This window comes from Arthrobacter sp. TJ-170 (genome assembly GCF_058269305.1).
In genome coordinates, this window is record NZ_JBZCNL010000007.1 from 51,955 (window position 1) to 65,269 (window position 13,315).

The 13,315-nt window shown below is 63.2% G+C and carries 14 protein-coding genes; all 14 read right to left on the minus strand.

What is annotated here, in order from left to right; all coding sequences use genetic code 11:
• Window positions 1–3: 3 nt before the first annotated feature.
• Window positions 4–1,380: a replicative DNA helicase gene (gene dnaB / locus AC4D1W_RS13260; RefSeq protein ID WP_490890965.1), complete on the minus strand. Its 1,377-nt coding sequence runs from the start codon at window positions 1,378–1,380 to the stop codon at window positions 4–6.
• A gap of 644 nt (window positions 1,381–2,024) precedes the next feature.
• Entirely contained in the window at window positions 2,025–2,474 is a 450-nt protein-coding gene (rplI, locus tag AC4D1W_RS13265) for a 50S ribosomal protein L9 (protein ID WP_490899055.1), read from the minus strand.
• A gap of 15 nt (window positions 2,475–2,489) precedes the next feature.
• Window positions 2,490–2,729, minus strand: coding sequence for a 30S ribosomal protein S18 (gene rpsR / locus AC4D1W_RS13270; protein ID WP_026543915.1), 240 nt, complete (start codon window positions 2,727–2,729; stop codon window positions 2,490–2,492).
• Window positions 2,730–2,829: 100 nt separating this feature from the next.
• Window positions 2,830–3,384, minus strand: coding sequence for a single-stranded DNA-binding protein (locus AC4D1W_RS13275; RefSeq protein ID WP_490899056.1), 555 nt, complete (start codon window positions 3,382–3,384; stop codon window positions 2,830–2,832).
• 54 nt (window positions 3,385–3,438) lie between these two features.
• Window positions 3,439–3,744 (minus strand): 30S ribosomal protein S6, encoded by a 306-nt coding sequence (rpsF, locus tag AC4D1W_RS13280; RefSeq protein ID WP_490890968.1) that lies wholly within the window; start codon window positions 3,742–3,744, stop codon window positions 3,439–3,441.
• A gap of 179 nt (window positions 3,745–3,923) precedes the next feature.
• Entirely contained in the window at window positions 3,924–5,204 is a 1,281-nt protein-coding gene (locus AC4D1W_RS13285) for a M18 family aminopeptidase (protein WP_490899057.1), read from the minus strand.
• A 32-nt stretch (window positions 5,205–5,236) separates the two neighbouring features.
• Entirely contained in the window at window positions 5,237–5,926 is a 690-nt protein-coding gene (locus tag AC4D1W_RS13290; protein ID WP_490899146.1) for a response regulator, read from the minus strand.
• Entirely contained in the window at window positions 5,917–7,173 is a 1,257-nt protein-coding gene (locus AC4D1W_RS13295) for a sensor histidine kinase (RefSeq protein WP_490899058.1), read from the minus strand. Before AC4D1W_RS13295 ends, AC4D1W_RS13290 begins: the two co-directional genes overlap by 10 nt.
• A 35-nt stretch (window positions 7,174–7,208) precedes the next feature.
• Window positions 7,209–8,096, minus strand: a complete 888-nt coding sequence (locus AC4D1W_RS13300) for an ABC transporter permease (protein WP_490899059.1) — start codon at window positions 8,094–8,096, stop codon at window positions 7,209–7,211.
• Between the two features lie 2 nt (window positions 8,097–8,098).
• A complete protein-coding gene (locus tag AC4D1W_RS13305) occupies window positions 8,099–9,046 on the minus strand; it encodes an ABC transporter ATP-binding protein (protein ID WP_490899060.1) in 948 nt (315 codons plus the stop codon).
• 229 nt (window positions 9,047–9,275) lie between these two features.
• Window positions 9,276–10,109: an ABC transporter permease gene (locus tag AC4D1W_RS13310; protein WP_490899061.1), complete on the minus strand. Its 834-nt coding sequence runs from the start codon at window positions 10,107–10,109 to the stop codon at window positions 9,276–9,278.
• Complete coding sequence (locus tag AC4D1W_RS13315; RefSeq protein ID WP_490899062.1) at window positions 10,106–11,092, minus strand: ATP-binding cassette domain-containing protein; 987 nt, start codon at window positions 11,090–11,092, stop codon at window positions 10,106–10,108. Before AC4D1W_RS13315 ends, AC4D1W_RS13310 begins: the two co-directional genes overlap by 4 nt.
• 187 nt (window positions 11,093–11,279) lie before the next feature.
• Complete coding sequence (locus tag AC4D1W_RS13320) at window positions 11,280–11,873, minus strand: LURP-one-related family protein (protein ID WP_490899063.1); 594 nt, start codon at window positions 11,871–11,873, stop codon at window positions 11,280–11,282.
• Between the two features lie 189 nt (window positions 11,874–12,062).
• Entirely contained in the window at window positions 12,063–13,262 is a 1,200-nt protein-coding gene (locus AC4D1W_RS13325) for an MFS transporter (RefSeq protein ID WP_490890977.1), read from the minus strand.
• Window positions 13,263–13,315 lie beyond the last annotated feature (53 nt).

The following is a 13,315-nucleotide window of genomic DNA, read 5'->3' on the forward strand; positions in this document are numbered from 1 at the left end:
GCTCTAGAAACCGCCGGTGTCGGCTGCCATGTTGTTGAAGCGCGAGTAGTGACCCTGGAACCCGACCACGAGGGTCTTCGTGGGACCGTTACGGTGCTTGGCGACGATGACGTCGGCCTCACCGGCCCGCGGTGACTCCTTGTCATACACATCGTCGCGGTGGAGCAGGATGACCATATCGGCATCCTGCTCGATGGACCCGGATTCTCGCAGGTCAGAGACCATGGGCCGCTTGTCTGTGCGCTGCTCGGAACCACGGTTGAGCTGTGACAGAGCGACAACGGGAACGTTCAGTTCCTTGGCCAGGAGCTTCAGGGCTCGCGAGAACTCCGAGACTTCCTGCTGCCGCGATTCGACGCGCTTTCCGGACGACATCAGCTGCAGGTAGTCGAGGACAACAAGCTTCAGATCATGCCGCTGTTTGAGGCGGCGACATTTCGCACGGATCTCCATAAGCGACATGTTGGGGCTGTCATCAATGAAGAGCGGGGCGTCATTCATGCGGCCCATTGTGGTGGCGATCTTGCCCCACTGCTCGTCCTTCACGGTGCCCTTACGCAGATCCTGGAGCCCGATGGTGGCTTCCGCGGACAGCAGTCGCATCGCGATCTCGTTCCGGCCCATTTCCAGGGAGAAGAATACCGTGGTCATATTGTGCTTGATGGCCGCTGAGCGCGCCCAGTCAAGTGCGAACGTGGACTTACCCATCGCCGGACGGGCCGCAATCACGATCATCTGGCCGCCATGCAGACCCTGCGTGAGTTCGTCGAACTCGTAGAACCCCGTCGGCACCCCCGTCATCCCCTCACCGCGATGACCGGCAGACTCGATCTCATCGACCGTTCCCTCGATGATGTCTTTCAGAGGCACATAGTCTTCGGCTGTACGACGTTCGGCAACGGCGTAGACCTCAGCCTGCGCCGCGTTGACAATGTCATCGACCTCGCCGTCGTTGGAGTACCCGAGCTGCACAATCTTGGTACCGGCGTCCACCAGGCGGCGCAGGACAGCCCGCTCCCGGACGATCTCCGCATAAAAGCCGGCGTTCGCTGCGGTGGGCACCGACTGGATCAGTGTGTGGAGGTAGGCGGGGCCGCCGATGCGGGAGATCTCTCCGCGCTTGGTCAGCTCATCCGATACGGTGACGGCGTCAGCGGGTTCGCCGCGGCCGTAGAGATCGATGATGGATTCGTAGATGCTCTCGTGGGCCGGGCGGTAGAAATCCACGCCCCGGAGCACCTCTACGCAGTCTGCGATGGCGTCCTTGGACAGCATCATCCCGCCGAGGACGGACTGTTCTGCGACCAGATCCTGGGGAGGTGTGCGGGAGAACTCGGGCGAGCGCGTGTCTGCTGATGAATCCGCATGAGCCAAAGACACTGGTGCGGCCTTCCTTCCCGAAACTTTCCGAATCCCTACACCGGTTGCCCGAAGGCAGGCGGTGGATCCGAGCTGAATAACCATAGGTACCAGCCGCCACCGACAGTCTTTGCGGTATGGGATACCCCGCAACCGTAGTGCCCATCCAGTCCCCTGCCAAGCGAGTTATCCACAGGGGGTGTGTATAAGTTGGTGATTGTTCGGCGTGTTGTGTGCAGAGGCTGGGGATATCTATGTGGATTTGTCGGCTCATATATCGACAAAGCGGCCCTCACTAGGCGAAACGTTCCGCACAGGCTGTGGAGAAAAACTTTCTCAGAGGAACGTTCATCCCCTGCTTCCGTGTTGACAGAAGCAGAAAATAGGCCTACCGAACGGCATTTATGCACCATCTATCCACAACTGTGCAACAAGGCGGCCCCGGTGTACGTCACAACGAATAAATAGCATGACGGCCCTCTATGCCCGGGGGCTGATGTTCCGTGAATAGACGTACGGAATAGGGAATACTCCAGTCGCAGGATATATTTCCTGCGGCGCAACCAGCCACGCAGCCCGGGCACAATGTGCTCCCATGAGCGTGCATGCAAAAGGCCCCCGCTCCGAGGAGCGGGGGCCTTTCGGCAGTACTGCTAGCTACTTAGTTAGCTGGCGACGACGTCGAGGTCGATCACAGCGGCAACGTCCTCGTGAAGACGAACGTTTGCCTGGTAGCTGCCAACCGACTTGATGTGTGCCGGCAGTTCAACCTTGCGCTTGTCGATGGAGCCGAGACCTGCGGCCTCGACGGCCTTCGCGACATCATCGGCCTTGACGGTTCCGAAGAGACGACCGGACTCGCCGGCCTTGGCGGTCAGCTTGACCGGCTTTGCCTGCAGGGCTGCAGCCTGACGCTGGGCGTCCTCAAGCGAAGCGTGCTCGCGAGCGGCACGTGCAGCCTTGATGGACTCCACCTGCTTCTCGCCACCCTTGGTCCAGGTGAGAGCGAAGCCGCGGGGCAGAAGGTAGTTACGTGCGTAACCGTTCTTCACCTCGACAACATCGCCTGCGGTTCCCAGGCCGGTGACTTCCTGGGTCAGAATAAGCTTTGCCATGGTGTGTTCCTTTCCTTAGCCGCGGCCTGCGCCGGAGTAAGGCAGGAGAGCAACTTCGCGGGCATTCTTGATTGCCAGAGCGATTTTGCGCTGTTCCTGCACGGTCACGCCGGTTACACGGCGTGCACGGATCTTTCCGCGGTCGGAAATGAACTTACGCAGCAGTGCTACGTCCTTGTAGTCGATGACGGTGACGTCAGCGGCCTTCAAGGGGTTGGACTTTGGTTTGGGCTTACGAAGTTCAGCCTTAGCCATCGTGGTGCTCCTTATGTCTGATGGAGCCCGCAGAACGGTTCTGCGGGATGGGAATTACATGGTGGAGACGCCTCCATAGCGGCGACGCTTCCTGAAAGGTCTAGAAGGGCGGTTCGGATGATTCCGGGCCGCTGCCCCAACCGGACGAATTACCGCCCGCTGGTGCACCCCATGGGTCCTGCTGCGCAGGCTGGCTCTGCTGGCCGCCGCCGCCCCAACCCTGGTTGGAGCCACCGCCGCCGAAGCCGCCGCTGTCTCCCCCGCCGAAGCCGCCGCCGCCACCGCCGGAGCGCTGGGTTCGGCTTACCTTGGCGGATGCGTAGCGCAGTGATGGACCGATTTCGTCCACCTCCAGCTCCATGACGGTGCGCTTCTCGCCTTCCTTGGTTTCATACGAGCGTGACTTGAGGCGGCCCTGTGCAACAACACGGGTTCCCTTGGTGAGGGTCTCCGCGACGTTCTCAGCCGCTTCACGCCAGACCGACGCCCGGAGGAACAGCGTTTCGCCGTCCTTCCACTCGTTGGACTGACGGTCGAAGGTCCGCGGCGTCGAAGCAATGGTGAAATTAGCCACTGCAGAGCCTGAGGGCGTGAAACGAAGTTCCGGGTCGCTGGTGAGATTACCGACGACCGTAATTGTGGTCTCGCCTGCCATGGTGCCTCCTACGGTCACTGGCCCACCGGGGTGGACCTGGGTTGAAAGCCGAAACTATTCGGCAGAAACCTTCTGCTCTTCGGGGCGGATGATCTTGGTGCGCATGATGGTCTCGTTCAGACCAAGCTGGCGGTCAAGTTCAGCAGCAATTGCCGGAGTAGCGGTGAAATTGACGACGGCGTAAATGCCCTCGGACTTCTTCTTGATTTCGTAGGCCAACCGGCGACGTCCCCAGATGTCTACCTTGTCCACGGTTCCTTCACCGTTGCGTACAACGTTCAGGAACTTCTCAAGGGTTGGCTCAACGGTACGTTCCTCGACATCGGGGTCGATGATTACCATCAGTTCATATGCACGCATTTGTGAACCCACCTCCTCTGGGCTAAACGGTCGCGGTCCTTCCGCAACAGGAGGTTCTTTTGCGTTGATCCGTGAAGCTGTTGCCGCTTTACTTCCAGCGGTTCCACGTCGGCACGGACTCATCAATACTACCGGACCGAAAACGGGTCGCCGAACCGGCTGTGGACAGTCAGCGCTCCCTAGGAAACGGAGAAGAACTGCCGAACCACCCGCATCAGCTGGTACGGGTCCTCGACGCCGCAGAGCTCGCGGGCGGAGTGCATGGAGAGCAGGGGGACTCCGACGTCGACGGTACGGATTCCCAACCGGGTGGCGGTCAGCGGGCCGATGGTGGATCCGCAGGGCATCCCGTTGTTCGACACGAATTCCTGGTACGGAGCAGCGGCTTCCCTGCACAGCCGGGCCCAGTAGGCGGCACCCGGCGCGTCAGTAGTGTACCGCTGGTTGGCATTGATCTTCAGCAGCGGGCCCCCGCCGAGGACCGGGTGGTTCGCGGGGTCGTGGCGCTCGGCGTAATTGGGGTGGATGGCGTGGCCGGCGTCCGCGGAGACACAGAACGACGACGCGAAGGCCCGGCGCCGCTGCTCCTCGCTTGCGCCCAGGCCGGAGGAAATGCGGTGGAGGATGTCCTCAAGGAAAGGTCCGCTCGCCCCGGAGCGGGAGGCGCTGCCCACTTCCTCGTGATCGAAGGCTGCCAGCACCGCGATAGGTGCGCTGTCGGCGTCGTTCTTTGTGGCGTGAACGAGGGCGATGAGCCCGGCGTGCACCGAGGAGAGGTTGTCCAGCCGGCCGGACGCGAAGAATTCGCCCTCCGCACCGAAAACCCGGGGCTGCTGAGTGTCTGCGACCACGATGTCGAACCCGCCGATGTCCCTGGCCTCCAGATCAGCGTCGACGGCAAGGATCTGCAGCAGGTCGGCGCGGGCCGGATCACCAAGGCCCCAGACCGGGTTCATGTGCTGCTGCTTGTCGAGCTTCAGCCCGTCGTTGACCGAGCGGTCCAGGTGGATAGCCAGTTGGGGGAAGCGCAGAAGCGGCCCGGTGTGCACGAGGTGCTCCACGCCGTCGTGCGTCACCAGCCGGCCGGCGAGCGCCAGTTCGCGGTCCAGCCACGAGTTCAGCAAAGGTCCGCCATAGACTTCGACGCCCGCCTGCAGCCAGCCGTGGCGTCCGGTGGTCGGCTTCGGCTTCAGCTTGAAGGACGGTGAGTCGGTATGCGCACCGAGGATGTGGAAGCCGGTGGTCTCAGTTGCTGTGGACGGGGTGATCCACGCGATCAACGCGCCGTCACGAATGACGTAGAAGCGGCCCGGGCCGCCGTCCCAGGCCTCACCCTCGTGAAGTTGGGTAAAGCCTGCCGCCTGCAATCGCGCGCCGCCCTCGGAGGCTGCATGGAAGCTGGACGGTGAAGCGCTGACATAAGCGCCAAGGTCGGCAATGTGAGCGTGAGCGGCAGTCATGCCTCCAAGCGTACTGACCGAGGGGCCCGTGCCTAGAAGTCGAGTCCCTGGCTGGGCGTCACCAGACCGGTCTCGTACGCGTACACGACGGCCTGGACGCGGTCGCGCAGGTGCAGCTTGGTGAGGATGCGGCGCACGTGCGTCTTTACCGTGGCCTCGGAGAGGAAGAACCGGTGCGCCAGTTCGGCGTTGGAGAGCCCCTCGGCGATGGCGCCGAGGACTTCGAGTTCGCGGGGCGTCAGATCCCGGAGCAGGGGGTCGCGGAGGGGTTTCGGAGTGTCCGGTCGCGAGCGCACGTACTCTTCGAGCAGGCGCTGCGTCACCCGCGGAGCAACCACCGCGTCGCCGCTCGCTACCACCCGGACAGCCTGCACCAGGTCATGAGGCGCGACATCCTTGAGAAGGAACGCGGACGCGCCTGCCCGCAGCCCGGCGAACGCATATTCGTCCAGATCGAACGTGGTGAGAATGATGATCCGGGCGCACGCGCCCGACTCCGTGATGCGCCGTGTCGCCTCTATTCCGTCCATCACCGGCATGCGGACGTCCATGAGTACGACGTCGGGAGCCAGCCGTTCTGCCAACCGCGCCCCTTCGGCGCCGTCGGAAGCTTCCCCGACTATCCGCATGTCCTCTTCCCCTTCGAGAATGAGACGGAACCCCATGCGGAGCAGCGGCTGGTCGTCCACCAGGAGGACTCTGGTTGGTTCGCTCACGCGGATTTCTCCTGACGGTTCTCAACAGGGGTATGGAGTTCGGCCGTGACAATCCACCCACCGGACGGGCCCGGCCCGCAACTGACGGTGCCGCCGTAGATGGCGGCACGCTCGCGCATGCCGGCGATCCCCTGTCCCGTGCCCACTGACTGTACGGGCTCCATGGCTCCGCGGCCGTCGTCGGACACGCGTACTTTGACGGAGTCGCCCAGCCTGGCAATCAGGACGTCAACCGTGGTCACAGCTTTGGCATAGCGCAGGACGTTGGTGAGCGACTCCTGAACGATGCGGTAGATAGTCACCTCGAAGGCGGCGTCTTCGGGCAGCCCGGGGCCACTGAGCTGCACCCGGATGGGCAGTCCGGCGGCTCGGAACCCTTCAAGGAGGCCCGCGAGCGAACCACCGGCCGGCAACGGGGCAAGCGGTGCGGAGTCGGGCCCTTCGCGGAGGACACCGAGCACTCTCCGCATGTCCGCGAGGGCGGTTCGCCCGGTGGCGGAGAGTTCGGCCAGAACGTCCCGCGCACGGTCCTGATCGCGTTTCATGACGACGGCGGCTCCGTCCGACAGCGCGATCATTACCGACAGGGAGTGGGCAACGACGTCGTGCATTTCACGTGCAATGCGGTTCCGCTCAGTGGCGGAGGCGAGTTCGGCGTTGCGCTCAGCCCATTCGCGCAGCTCGTGTTCGTGCAGTCTCTCGCGGCGGATTGTCACGCCTACTCCGACGGCGACCACGTACCACATCACCGCGAAGCCCATGATTACCCAGATTACATACGGCGCCTCCTCCGGCATCGCGGCGGGAATGAAAGCGAGCGGGAAGACCGATGTCACCACCGCTCCCGCGAAGGCCCAGACCGCCGTGCGGACCGGGAAGGCGACGGCCACCGCGTACAGCGCGAACCAGATGCCGATGCCCACCGTTGATCGGGCGTCAGAGATCACCAGGGCAACGGGTTCAATGGCGCACAGCAGTGCGAGAACAATCAGCGGACGGCTACGCCGGAAGAAAAGGATGACGGCCGCCACGCCGATCGGCAAGAGGCTCCATGGGCCTGCAGCCCGCTCAAGGGGCAGGAGGATGTTGGGTACGCTGCTGAGCAGGAACAACAGAACGACGACGAGGTCCATCATCCGCGGGTGCGATCGGAAGTACCGGCGGATGGGGCCTAGCCGTCGTGCATTGATCTCGGTGAAGGAGACGGCAGCCGTTCGTTCCGCCGCCTCCCTCAACGAGGCTTTGTCACTCATGGAGTGAGCATATTGGGTGTGCTGATCAATCCCGCCTAAACGTCGCGCTTCTTCGTGACAACCAGCGAAACCAACAGCAGCACGAGTGCCCAAGCGCCCAGTACCAGGGCTCCCTGCCACTGGTTCAGGGCATCATCGGCAATGGAAATGGCAACCATCTGCTCGCCGGCGCTGCTCGGCAGGAACCGCGCGGCGTCGGGGATCCAGTCAGCGAGTCCGGAGAAGAGCTGGATGATGATGGGCAGCACCATCAGCAACCCGATTGCCGTCACCACACCGCCGGCGGTGTTGCGGAGCAAGGTGCCGATGGACATGGCGATGACGGCCATCAGCGCCAGCACGGAACCCGTATTGATGATGCTCAGCAACACCCCGTCCGTGGTGATGGCGAAGTCAATGTCCTCTGGCGCGAGGAAGGGCTGTGCAACGAAGTAGGAGATCAGGGCGGCCCCTGCCCCCACCACGAAGGCGACGGCTGCGATGATGAGGTTCTTTGCGAGGAGTGCGGGGATGCGCTTGGGGACCGCGACCATGGTTGAGCGGATCATCCCCGTTCCCCATTCGGACGCGATCAGCACGACGGCGAGGGAAGCGATGAGGAGCTGCCCGAAGATGATCCCGGCGCTCGGCGAGTTCAGCGCGAGTTCGCCGTAATCGGTAGCTGCGAGTTGAGCGGCAATCTCGGGATCAGAAGACGTGAATGACTCGGCCGAGGCCTGGCTGGATGCCATGGACCATGCGAAAAGCGCGGACAGGCCGATCATCACCACCAGCGTGATCGACAGCAGAATCATGGTGGAGGGGATGGTGGTTACCTTGATCCACTCTGATCTGAGGACACGGAAGAAGCTGACTCCAGGGCCGGAGGTCTCGCCCCGGCTGGTTGTGCCGGCTGGTTTCGCTGCGGTGGCTGTGTGTGCCATGGCTACTTGCCTTCCTTGAGGCCGGCCCCGGCAGGAGCCTGCGGAAGAGTTTGTGAGTGGTACTCGACCTCGTCGGTAGTGAGCTGCATGTACGCGTCCTCCAGGGATGCCTGGAGCGGCGTCAGTTCATACACGAGGATGCCGCCGGCGAGTGCAACTTCGGCGATACGGCGGGAGTCTGCGCCGGTGATTTCGAGAAGCTCCGGCTCGAGGTGCTGGCTGGAAACACCATCCGCGGCCAGGGCCCTTACCAGGTCGGCCGGACGGTCGGTGCGCACGCGTGCCCGGGTCTGGCCGTGTCCGTCAAGGATCTCGCGGATCGGAGCGTCGGCGATGATACGGCCGCGGCCGATCACTATGAGGTGGTCCGCGGTGAGCGCCATTTCCGACATCAGATGCGAGGAGAGGAAGACGGTGCGGCCCTCGGACGCCAGGCCCTTGGCGAGGTGCCGTACCCACTGCACACCTTCCGGGTCCAGCCCATTGACGGGTTCGTCCAGGATGACGGTGTGCGGGTCTCCCAGCAGCGCACACGCAATGCCGAGCCGCTGGCCCATTCCGAGGGAGAACCCCCCGACGCGCTTCTTGGCGACCGGCCCCAGGCCGGTCATCTCGATGACTTCCTTGACCCGACTGTTGGGGATGCCATGGGTGGCGGCCATCGCCCGGAGGTGGCTATAGGCGGTGCGCTTGGTGTGGACAGCTTTCGCATCGAGCAGCGCACCCACTTCACGCAGCGGCGCGGAATGCTGTGCGTAGTGCTTGCCGTTGACTCGGACGTCGCCGCCCGACGGATTATCGAGTCCGACGATCATGCGCATGGTGGTGGACTTGCCGGCGCCGTTGGGTCCGAGGAACCCGGTGACGCGGCCTGGTTTCACGCTGAACGAAATCCGGTCTACCGCCGCTTTGGCGCCGTAACGCTTGGACAGATCCGTTGCCTCAATCATGATGGGCGTCCTTGGGGAAGGGAGTTCTTGGGATACCTCAACACTACGGAGCAACTGCCTGCGCGGCGCCGACCGGCGGGATGATCTTGCCCCTGCCCCCGTACGTCAAAAGGATGATGCCTTCCAGGGTCCATCAGCCGGCACGACGGCGCGGCGGCTGATGGTGACTCCCCCCCCCCCGCGGGATGACGACGGCAGCCACACGGGCCGCCGCCGTCGTCTTCTGTTGCTAGCGGGAGCTGACGGACTTGAACTTCTTCACCGAGAGCGGCACGAAGATCACAAGCATCACGATGATTCCGAGGATCACGGTGATGATGGGATTCTGCAGTGTCCAGGCCGTGGGCTCCGGGAAATCGGGGTTGGTGTTCCCGAACAGCAACCTCGCCGACTCCACGAGGGCGGACACCGGGTTCCACTCCGCAATGTTCTTCAGCACCTCCGGCAGGGTATGGATCGGGACAAACGCGTTCGAGATGAAGGTCAGCGGGAACAGGATCATGAAGGACGCGTTGTTGATGACCTCCGGACTACGGACACTCATCCCAAGGAGGGCCATGACCCAGCTGAAGGAGTAGGAGAACAGAAGTAGAACCGCGACTCCGCCGAGGAAGCCCCAGAACGACGTGGTCACGCGCCAACCGACCAGCCAGCCGGTGCCCATCATGATCATCATCGAGATGCTGTTGATCACGAGGTCGCCGTTGGTACGCCCGATCAGCACCGCCGCCGAGCTCATGGGAAGGGTGCGGAACCGATCAATGATGCCGTCCTTCAGGTCCTGTGCCATTGCAGCTCCCGAAAAGGTGGAGCCGAAGATGACTGTCTGGGCAAAAATGCCGGCCATCAGGAAGTTCACGTAGTCAGGAACGTTCATTGCACCGGCATAGACCTGGCTGAACAGGAGTACGAACATGATGGGCTGAAGGATGGTGAAGACAAGTATCTCCGGGACCCGCTTGATCTTGATCAGGTTGCGGCGGGTCGCGATCCAGCCATCTGAAAGCAGCTGAGCGAACGGTGAACCTACGCTCTCGTAGGCGGGTTGGCTGACCGCGGTCATTGGGCTTTCTCCATCTCGGCATCGCTCTTGCTGGTCTCATCCTCGGCTTTGTGGCCGGTGAGCTTGAGGAACACGTCATCAAGGGTTGGTCGGCGCATGCCGGCGTCGTGGAGCTGGATCCCCGCCTGTCCCAGGTCTGAAAGCACATACTGCAGCGCCCGCGGACCTTCGACGACGGACACCTCCACGGTGCGGTCGTTCACCGCAGGAGCACCGTCCCCGTGGCGTGCGAGGATCTCGCGTGCCGCCCCGGCATCGGCCTGGTGCACCAGCGTGACAACCACCCGGTGGCCACCGATCTGCGCCTTCAGCTCATCCGAGGTGCCCTCGGCGATCACCTTGCCGCCGTCGATCACCGCAATGTCATCCGACAAGTGGTCCGCCTCTTCCAGGTACTGGGTGGTCAGGAGGAGCGTGGTGCCGTCGTTGACCAGCTGTTTGATGATTTCCCATAGGGCGAGCCTGCTGCGCGGATCCAGTCCGGTGGTCGGTTCGTCGAGGAACAGGATCTTGGGGTTGATCACCAAGGCACCGGCAAGGTCAATACGACGGCGCATGCCACCGGAGAAGCCCTTGACCGGGCGGTTGCCGGCTTCCGTCAACTCGAACTGATCAATCAGTTCCTGTGCACGCTTTCGCGCCCTCTTCGCACCCAGGTGATAGAGCCTGCCCACCATCTCCAGGTTCTCGAATCCGGTCAGATTCTCATCGACCGCCGCATACTGGCCGGATGCGCCGATGATCCGCCGGGCTGCCTTCGGGTTGCGGATCACGTCGATTCCGTCGATGTGGGCCGTACCCTCGTCCGGCTTGATGAGGGTGGTGAGGACCTTGACTGCCGTCGTCTTACCCGCCCCGTTGGGACCCAGCAGTGCCTTCACGGTCCCCTGGGGAACGGAAAGGTTGAGGCCCGCGAGTGCATGCACCGGGCCGCTCTTCGATGTGTATGTTTTCTTCAGACCTTCGGCCTGGATGATCGTCATGGGTCAACCCTAGGTTTGGCAAGTTGTGGGATGAAGGGCATTGCGGACAGATTGGGTCCGCTAATCACCGGGGTGTTCCGCGTAGGACGGGAGCCGTGGACGGACGGTCCAAGTGCGCGGCTTTATGTATGTAGACACCGTATACATCATTGTCCGTCAGGGCAATGGTTTTGTGCGGCCCAGCCCCCTACCGGGACTGCAAGGCGTCCAGTGCCACCGCCATCGCTGCAGCCACCCGCCAGTCGATACGTGCCCCCGGGACAGTGACGTCATAACGGTCGCGCAGGGACCGCCGCCGTTCCGAGGTCAAGACTACCTGGCCGGACGGGTCGCGAAAGTCGAAGTGGAACAGGAAGGGCACCGGTATGGCGTCGAGGAATGGGACGAACTCCCAGATACGGCGGGCGATCGCAACAGCCTGGCTGCGTTCACTGCCAACCGCCTGGATCCCCGGCGCATCCAGTTGCCAGGTTGAGCGCAGCAGTGAAGCACCGAAGTTCTTCCGAAAGCTGCCGATTGAATTTCCCTGGGCGTCGCGCACGTCGTAGGTGGCCCCCAGGTCCAGCCTCTGACGTGCCTTGAAGGAGAAGATCACCGTCTTCTTCGATTCATCAGAGAAGAAGCGGACCTCTTCCTTGAAGGCAGCCCGCTTCTGCTGGGCGAGGGCCAAGAGCTCTCCCGGCTCCCCGTCGGAGTCAACTGAGCGCACTTCATACCGGTTCACCATCATGGTGATCTTCTGCGTCACCGAGAACTGTTCGATCGGTCGGGTATGCTCCACTGGTTTTCCTCCGGCTTTCCTCGCACCCGGATCCGGGCAGCATTTCCGAGCCTAGCGACCCGGCCGGCGGCCGGCGTCGTCCTAAAGGACGATCTCCGCAAGGGACGGCACACAAGAGCGGCAGGCGCGGGCAGCCAGGCGGGCTGCCCGCCCCCTGCCGGCGTCCGCTAACCCCAAATAACGACGGCGTCAGGACGGAACGCGGGTGCCTTCCGACTCTTCCGCTCGGCGCTCCGCAGCAGCCGGTGCCACGATGAAGGAAGCCAATACGGCCACACCAACAGCCAGCAGGGCGTTACGGATGCCCACCTGGTCGCCGAGGAAGCCCAGCAGCGGTGGTCCCGCCAAAAACGCCGTGTAGCCGATGGTCGAGACAACCGATACGCGCGCGGCCGCGAACCGCGGCTCATCGGCGGCGGCGGACATGCCCATCGGGAAGCCGAGGGCTGCACCTGTCCCCCACAGGACCGCTCCGACACCTGCGAGAAACACGGTGGGCGCGAAGACGAAGAGCACCAGGCCGGCAAGGGAGGACGCGAGGCTCACCTGCAGCACCCGCACCCGGCCGAACCGGTCGATGAAGCCGCCGCCGATGAACCGGAAAATCGTCATCGAGGCAACGAACACACCGAACATCAAGGCACCGACGGCCTCACTGGCACCGAGACCGTCGACGGTGGCCTTCGCTACCCAGTCATTGGCTGCGCCTTCGGTGAGCGCGGCACCAAGGACCACCAATCCGATGAGGAGAGTGCGAGGCTCCTTCCAGGCGGCGAATCCGCCCCGGCGCGGGGCGGCGTCGTCGTACGTTTCGGCGTGAGGTTGCTCCGGCAGGAAGTAGCGCGGAATCCACAGTGAAATGACCAGCACCAGGGCGGCCACCACCACCAGGTGTGTCGAGAGCGCTACACCGCCGGCGGCCAGGGCGGCGCCGGCAACCGCACCGACAAAGGCACCGCCGCTGAAGGCTGCATGGAACTTCGGCATAATGGTGCGCAGGAGCCGGCGTTCGACGTCGGCTCCTTCAAGATTCTGCGCAACATCCCACAGGCCGATGCCCAGGCCGAAGATGAACAGGCCTGCCGCGGCGAGAGTTACCGATTGAGTCATGAGGCCACCGGCAATGACGGATGCTGCGATTGCGGAAGCAACCCCACCAACCCTCACGGTGTTCGCGGTGCCGATCCGGGCCGCGATTCCTCCGGACAACGGCAGGGAAATCATGGAGCCGATGGCCGCGACCAGCAGCAGCGCACCCGTCTGACCGTCGCTCAGTCCCAGCACGTCCGACGCGGACGGAATCCGCGCCGCCCAGCTGGCGAAGATGAGGCCATTGAGCCCGAAGATTGCGAAGGTAGCCCACATGGCCGGATTGACTTTGCTCTGCACCCATAAACCCTATGCGCAGGTTCAGGCCGGGTCTACACGCGGCGCCAAGTGTG

Coding starts and splice junctions, on each gene's coding strand:
- rplI (WP_490899055.1), bottom strand. CDS start 2,474: ATGGCAAAGCTTATTCTGACCCAGGAAGTCACCGGCCTGGGAACCGCA.
- rpsR (WP_026543915.1), bottom strand. CDS start 2,729: ATGGCTAAGGCTGAACTTCGTAAGCCCAAACCAAAGTCCAACCCCTTG.
- AC4D1W_RS13275 (WP_490899056.1), bottom strand. CDS start 3,384: ATGGCAGGCGAGACCACAATTACGGTCGTCGGTAATCTCACCAGCGAC.
- rpsF (WP_490890968.1), bottom strand. CDS start 3,744: ATGCGTGCATATGAACTGATGGTAATCATCGACCCCGATGTCGAGGAA.
- AC4D1W_RS13285 (WP_490899057.1), bottom strand. CDS start 5,204: ATGACTGCCGCTCACGCTCACATTGCCGACCTTGGCGCTTATGTCAGC.
- AC4D1W_RS13295 (WP_490899058.1), bottom strand. CDS start 7,173: ATGAGTGACAAAGCCTCGTTGAGGGAGGCGGCGGAACGAACGGCTGCC.
- AC4D1W_RS13300 (WP_490899059.1), bottom strand. CDS start 8,096: ATGGCACACACAGCCACCGCAGCGAAACCAGCCGGCACAACCAGCCGG.
- AC4D1W_RS13305 (WP_490899060.1), bottom strand. CDS start 9,046: ATGATTGAGGCAACGGATCTGTCCAAGCGTTACGGCGCCAAAGCGGCG.
- AC4D1W_RS13310 (WP_490899061.1), bottom strand. CDS start 10,109: ATGACCGCGGTCAGCCAACCCGCCTACGAGAGCGTAGGTTCACCGTTC.
- AC4D1W_RS13315 (WP_490899062.1), bottom strand. CDS start 11,092: ATGACGATCATCCAGGCCGAAGGTCTGAAGAAAACATACACATCGAAG.